This window comes from Brevibacterium sp. CFH 10365, assembly GCF_009299785.1.
Lineage (GTDB): Bacteria > Actinomycetota > Actinomycetes > Actinomycetales > Brevibacteriaceae > Brevibacterium > Brevibacterium limosum.
The window spans coordinates 127009-133959 of the sequence record NZ_VIGO01000010.1 but is presented as its reverse complement, the minus strand read 5'-3'; the positions used below and the strand labels follow the sequence as shown (position 1 = coordinate 133959).

The window sequence follows — 6951 nt, the reverse complement described above, 5'->3', positions numbered from 1 at the left end:
ACCAAGACTCACAGCCGTCAGGTAGCAGGGAGGGCGGAGGTTCGTCGAGCTGCGCGCCTTGCTGCCGGGCCGGGCATGAGAACGGCGACCCTCCACCCAAGCGGCCGAGCCAGTCCGAGAGGTCGGACATGGACGGTTGCGAGGGCGAAAGATCGCCGGTGTGTCTCAGCGGCCTCGAATGGAGACCGACGAAGTCTCTAGAAGAGACCCTCTAAGAGTCTCAGAGGCCGCGGACGCGAGTCGCCTGCAGGCCCTTGGAGCCCATCTCAGAGTCGAACTCGACGTTCTGACCCTCGGTGAGCTCGCGGTAGCCGGAGGCTTCGATCGCGGAGAAGTGGGTGAACACGTCAGCCGAACCGTCGTCAGGCTGGATGAATCCGAAACCCTTTTCCGCGTTGAACCATTTCACGGTACCTGTTGCCATAATCTTTGTATCCTTATTTTTTAACTGATGACCGCTGATGCGATCGTGATGGTCGGACCCATTTCTGAGCCCGGCTTTCCCGCTGGAAGGACTGAATCTTGGACACAGGTCCAACGAAAAACTGTGGGTGAACCGAGAGAGCTGATCTCAGGCTGATTGCGAATGCTCTGGTGAGAGGTCTCTGTCTCAGACGAAATCGTGGGGATACTCGGTTTCGATCATGCACTCGAAGGTGCTGGACGGAAGTCGTCAGACGGACGACATGGAAAATCATGAGGGGCGCGGAAGGCAGGCACGCGCCGACGGGCAAACACATGGTGACGAGCGAATCTACCTACTCTTGAGACACCATCTGCTCCGCACATTTCTGTGCGAGAACAGTTCCAGCTTAACAGAGAGATCGCCCCGATGGTGATTTCGGCCGAGCGATTTCAGTCGAGATCGGCGACCGCCTCCGATGCTGCCTGCGGATGGCAGGCCGGAGCGGACCGCGCGACGCCGCGGGCCGAGAGATGACACACAATGATGTGCACTCGGCGGTGTGATGATGTGCACTCGACGGTGCGCGTGTTTAGGATTGTATGCATTCCGTTTTGTATGCAATCCGTCGTGACCCCGGACGCAGGAGCACCCGAGCCGTGGACAACCGAAAACCAACAGTGCCGCCAGGGCCTCGACGTCGGCGTCGCCTCGCCGCGAAGTACCGACGCCGTCGCACCGTCGTCGCCGTGGCCGCGGTCCTCATCATCGGCGCTCCGCTGACGATCGCGGTGGCGGTGCACAACCTCGGCGCGAATATCTCGTCCTCTCCGCTGCGCGCCCACGGCGGCGACGTTCCCGAGAAGCTCACCGATGAGACGAACGTCCTCATCATCGGGTCCGACACTCGCGATCTCGAATCGGCGAAGGAAGCCTCCGATGACTCCGGATCGGGTTCCGAGGCGAACTCCGGGGCCGCCTCGGGGCAGGGATTCGGCAGCGCCGACGGGGCGCGCAGCGATGCGATGATCCTTGCCCACGTGTCCGCCGATGCCAGCCGCATCGACGCCGTGCAGATTCCACGGGATACGATTATGGACCTTCCCGCCTGCGACGACACCGGACAGGGCGCATCGGAGGCGATGCACGGGATGATCAACTCGGCCCTCAACGCCGGACCCGCCTGCTCGGTCTCGGCCGCCGAGGTGCTCACCGGCGTCCGCGTCGACCACTTCATCAACGTCGATTTCGACGGTTTCGCCGCGATCGTCGACGCCCTCGACGGAATCACCGTCGACCTCGACGAACCGCTCACAGACCCGAAGGCGAATCTCGACCTGCCCGCCGGCGAGCAGACGCTCGGCGGTGACGACGCCCTCGCCCTGGCCCGGACCCGGCACGCTGTCGGCGATGGCAGCGACATCGCGCGCATGGGCAATCAGCAGATGGTCATGGAAGCCATCATCGACCGCGCCAAGAGCGGCCAAGTCCTCACCCGCCCCGACCGCCTCTACGGATTCCTCGACGCGGTGACCTCCACGATCGGCGTCGATGACGAACTCGACTCCATGCGTTCGCTCGCCTCCCTGGCCACGACGGCGGCCTCCGTGCCCGAGGACGACATCACGTTCGAGATCATGCCGTGGACCCCGGCGCCGGAGAACCCCGACCGAGTGGTCAAATCTGCGGCGGCGGAGGCCGTGTTCGCCGCCATCAACGACGACTCGCCGATCGTCGACGTCTTCGAATGAGTGGACTCCTCGGCTGAACTGCCTCGAACCGTGCACACCGTTCGGCAGCAGCCTTCCCGACCTGTCAGAACCCGCCTGCCTCACCTGTCTATGCGGATTTCAGTCTCGGCTCCTAGACTGGGCCGCATGTCTACGATCGAAATCACGCAAGACAACTTCGAGTCGACCATCAACGACAACGAGATCATCCTCCTCGACTTCTGGGCCGATTGGTGCGGCCCCTGCAAACAGTTCGCTCCGGTCTTCGAACAGGCCTCCGAGGCCAACCCGGACATCGCCTTCGGCAAGATCGACACCGAAGCTCAGCAGCAGCTGGCCGGACTCTTCGCGATCTCCTCGATCCCGACCCTCGTCGCATTCCGCCAGGGCATCGTCGTCTTCGCCCAGCCCGGTGCGCTCGCCGCCCCGCAGCTCGAACAGGTCATCACCGCCGTCAAGGGCCTCGACATGGATGACGTCCGTGCCGAATTGGCCAAGCAGGAAGCCGCCGCTGCCGCAGAGACCGACGGCGGCGCGGACGGTGCCGCTCCTGATTCGATCCCTGCCGACCCGGGCGTCGACAAGTGACCGCGACCAGCGACAACACCGGCGCTGACAAAACCGGCGTGCCCGATTCCGTGGCCGCTTGGGAAGAGCGCTACGCCGACTCGGACGACACCATCTGGTCCGGAAACCCGAACGAGGCCCTCGTGGCCATCGTCTCCGACATGAGTCCCGGTCGCGTCCTCGACGTCGGCTGCGGTGAGGGCGCCGACGTCATCTGGCTGGCCGAGAACGGCTGGGACGCCACCGGGATCGACCTCTCGACCACGGCCATCGACCGCGCCCGCAAGGTCGCCGAATCCCGCGGAGTCTCCGCCGAATTCGCCGTCGCCGACGTCTCCACCTGGGATCCGGAGGACCACGATCGCCGAGGCGGTTTCGACCTGGTCACCGGATTCTTCCTCCACACCCGGCTGCCCGACACCCGGGAAGAGCTGCTGGCCCGCGTCGCCGCGCACGTGGCACCGGGAGGGGCGCTTCTGCTCGTCTCCCATGCGACGATGCCGCCGTGGGCCGAAGAGCACAGCGAGAAGTTCGAGCACGGCATGGATCACCACCACGAACTGGTCAGCCCGAACGGAGACTTCGCACTCCTCATCGGCGCCAGCCCGGACCGGTGGGAGATCGAACTCGCCGATACCCGGACACGACAGGTGACCTCACCGTCAGGCGAACCCGCCGAACTCGACGACGCGGTTCTGCTGGCCCGCCGAGTCTGAACTCCACAGCCCGAGTTCAGCTCGTTGCACGAAGAGCTCCGCAGCCAAGACCGACGGCGGAGCCGCCTCGGTGAACCGGGTGATTCCCAGCCTCTGAGACAGGGGCGAATCACCCGGTTTCACCAGGTGCATTTCCGCCCTGTGAGGGTCTAAGGTGGAGCCATGGCTCGGTTCAGCTTCCTCGAGTGGCCGGTACTCCGGCAGTTCCGCACGTCCGATAAGTCCGGACGCGGAGAATCAGTCGTGTCTCCGACGACTCGAGACACCACTCCACGCACGGCCACGGCCGACAAGGTCGTCCAATCCGTGTGCCCCTACTGCGCCGTCGGCTGCGGGCAGAAGATCTTCGTCAAGGACGACAAGGTCGTCCAGATCGAAGGCGACCCGGATTCGCCGATCTCACGAGGCCGACTGTGCCCGAAGGGCGCGGCCAGCGAACAGCTCGTCAACGCCCCCGGCCGCGTCACCGACGTCCTCTACCGGGCCCCGAAGGCCAAGGACTGGACGAAGATCGACCTGTCCACCGCGATCGATATGATCGCCGACCGCTTCATCGAAGCCCGTCGCAACCATTGGGAGGATGTCGACGACAAGGGCCACCCGCTGCGACGCACGATGGGCATTGCCAGCCTGGGCGGGGCGACGATCGACAACGAAGAGAACTACCTCGCGAAGAAGCTCTACACCGCGGCCGGGGCGATACAGATCGAGAACCAGGCGCGTATTTGACACTCCGCCACGGTTCCCAGTCTGGGAACCTCGTTCGGGCGCGGCGGCGCCACCCAACCCGTCCAGGATATGGCGAATGCGGACTGCATCATCATCCAGGGTTCCAACATGGCCGAGTGCCACCCCGTGGGCTTCCAATGGGTGACCGAGGCCAAGGCCCGAGGTGCCCGCGTCATCCACGTCGATCCTCGTTTCACGCGTACCACTGCGGTCGCCGATAGGCATGTGCCCATCCGGGCCGGCTCCGACATCGTGCTGCTCGGTGCGCTCATCAATCGCGTCCTGTCCGAGGGCACGTACTTCGAGGAGTACGTACGGGCGTACACGAACGCGACGAACCTCATCAGCGACGACTTCATCGGCGCCGAAGACCTCGACGGGCTGTTCTCCGGATTCGACCCGGACACGCACTCCTATGACAACTCGTCGTGGTCGTACCACACCGACGCCGATGGTGCGCCGGTCCGCGACGAGACGATGAGCGACCCGCGTTCGGTGCTGCAGATCCTGAAGCACCACTACTCCCGCTACACCCCGGAGATGGTGGCCGAGAACTGCGGCATCAAGCCGAACGACTTCGACTACCTCTACGAGTCCGTCACGAAGAACTCCGGCCGGGACCGGACCACGTGCTTCGCCTATGCGGTCGGGTGGACCCAGCACAGCCTCGGCGCGCAATTCATCCGCACGGCCTCGATCCTCCAGCTCCTGCTGGGAAATATGGGTCGCCCGGGCGGCGGAATCATGGCCCTGCGCGGTCATGCCACGATCCAAGGCTCGACCGACATTCCGACGCTGTTCAACCTCCTGCCGGGCTACCTGCCGATGCCCAGCGCCGGAGTGCACGACACCTTCGACGACTACGTCGCAGCGGTGGGCACCCCCGAGACCCACAAGGGCTATTGGGCCAACGGTCGCGCCTACACGGCGAACCTGCTCAAGGCCTGGTGGGGCGACGCGGCGACGCCGGAGAACGACTTCGCCTTCGACTACCTGCCGCGGATCAACGGAGCCCACGGCACCTACCAGACGCAGGTGCGGATGCTCGCCGACGGCGTCGACGGATACTTCCTGCTCGGCCAGAACCCGGCCGTGGGGTCGGCGAACGGACGCATGCAGCGGATGGCGATGAGCCACCTGAAGTGGATGGTCGTCCGCGACTTCAGCCTCATCGAGTCCGCCACCTGGTGGAAGGACGGCCCGGAGATCGCGACCGGGGAGCTGAAGACCGAGGACATCGACACCGAGATGTTCTTCCTGCCTGCCGCCAACCACACGGAGAAGGCCGGCACGTTCACGCAGACCCAACGGCTCGTGCAGTGGCGGCACAAGGCCGTCAACCCGCCCGGGGACGCGCAGAGCGAACTCGACTTCTTCTTCGAGCTCGGCAAGGCCGTGCGGGAGAAGCTGAGGGACTCCGATGACCCACGCGACCGGCCGCTGCTCGACATGACCTGGGACTATCCGGTCGATGACGAGGGCGAAGTCGACGCCGAGGCGGTTGTCAAGGAGATCAACGGCTACTTCGTCGGCGGTGAGCGGGACGGGCAGGCGTTGGAGAACTTCAACCAGATGACCGACGACGGCACCACCGCCGGCGGCTGCTGGATCTACGCGGGCGTCTACGCGGGAGGCGTGAACATGGCCGCCCGACGCAAACCGCGCAGCGAACAGGACGAGACCGCGGCCGAATGGGCGTGGGCATGGCCGGCGAACCGCCGCCTCCTCTACAACCGTGCCTCCGCGGCCCCCGACGGAACCCCTTGGTCGGAACGGAAGAAGTTCGTGTGGTGGGACGAGGAATCCGGGAAGTGGACGGGCAAGGACGTGCCTGATTTCCCCATCGACCGGGCACCCTCGGCACGATCGGATGTCGCCTATGGCGGACCCGACCACCTCGACGGCGATGATCCCTTCATCATGCAGGCCGACGGCAAGGGCTGGCTGTTCGCTCCCAGCGGCATGGTCGACGGCCCCCTGCCCACACACTACGAACCGCAGGAATCGGCGGTGCCGAACCCGCTGTACCCCCAGCAGAACTCTCCGACCCGGATGGTCATGCGCCGCGAGGACAATCTGTCCGCACCCGGTGCCGGCGTGCCCGGTTCCGAAGTGTTCCCCTACGTGTTCACGACCTACCGGCTCACCGAACACCACACCGCCGGCGGCATGTCCCGCTGGCTGCCGTACCTGTCCGAGCTGCAGCCGGAGATGTTCTGTGAGATCTCTCCGGAGCTCGCCGCGGAGGTGGGGCTCGAACCCTACGGCTGGGCGACCCTGGTCTCCCCGCGGTCGGCCATCGAGGCACGGGTGCTCGTGACCAGGCGGATGACTCCGCTGACGATCGGCGGGACGACGGTCCACCAGATCGGCCTGCCCTACCACTGGGGTGTCGGCGGAACCGGTGCCGTGGTCGAAGGCGATTCCGCCAACGACCTGCTCGGCGTGACGATGGACCCCAACGTCTATATCCAGAACAGCAAGTACGTCGCGGGAACGATCATCCCCGGCAGGCGTCCGCGCGGCCCCGAGCTCGTCGACTTCGTCGAGAAGTACCAGCGAGAGGCCGGGTTGAGTCCCGAATCCGGCAACCAGCAGGTCACCGTTCCCGCCGAGGATGTCGAGACCTCCCACGATGCCGGACGGGGACGCAGCGCCGGTGGGCACGCTCACCGCGGCGGCGATTCGGCCGTCGGAGTCACCCCGGGCAGGACTCTGGCCGGGGGACCGGGGGCAGGCTCCGAGGAAAACGGCACGACCGCCTCGGCGAGGGGAACGGATCAGGACTCGGACACCTCGGCGACAG

General features: G+C 65.5%; 4 protein-coding genes and 1 pseudogene. 4 read left to right on the top strand and 1 reads right to left on the bottom strand.

Annotated features, from left to right (window positions below; all coding sequences use genetic code 11):
* Window positions 1-220 precede the first annotated feature (220 nt).
* Window positions 221-424 (bottom strand): cold-shock protein, encoded by a 204-nt coding sequence (locus tag FHG09_RS17920; protein WP_062240453.1) that lies wholly within the window; start codon window positions 422-424, stop codon window positions 221-223.
* A gap of 638 nt (window positions 425-1062) precedes the next feature.
* On the opposite strand from FHG09_RS17920, the gene FHG09_RS17915 reads away from it, so the two are divergent.
* From FHG09_RS17915 to fdnG, 4 genes and pseudogenes are all read left to right on the top strand, one after another.
* A complete protein-coding gene (locus FHG09_RS17915) occupies window positions 1063-2154 on the top strand; it encodes an LCP family protein (protein ID WP_227492854.1) in 1092 nt (363 codons plus the stop codon).
* A gap of 126 nt (window positions 2155-2280) precedes the next feature.
* Window positions 2281-2721 (top strand): thioredoxin, encoded by a 441-nt coding sequence (gene trxA, locus FHG09_RS17910; RefSeq protein WP_152348996.1) that lies wholly within the window; start codon window positions 2281-2283, stop codon window positions 2719-2721.
* Window positions 2718-3416 carry a class I SAM-dependent methyltransferase gene (locus FHG09_RS17905; RefSeq protein WP_152348995.1) on the top strand — a complete coding sequence of 233 codons (699 nt, stop codon included), beginning with the start codon at window positions 2718-2720 and terminating at the stop codon, window positions 3414-3416. Before trxA ends, FHG09_RS17905 begins: the two co-directional genes overlap by 4 nt.
* Before the next feature lie 162 nt (window positions 3417-3578).
* Window positions 3579-6764, top strand: a pseudogene (gene fdnG, locus FHG09_RS17895) (formate dehydrogenase-N subunit alpha); the annotation flags it as partial.
* Window positions 6765-6951: the final 187 nt, after the last annotated feature.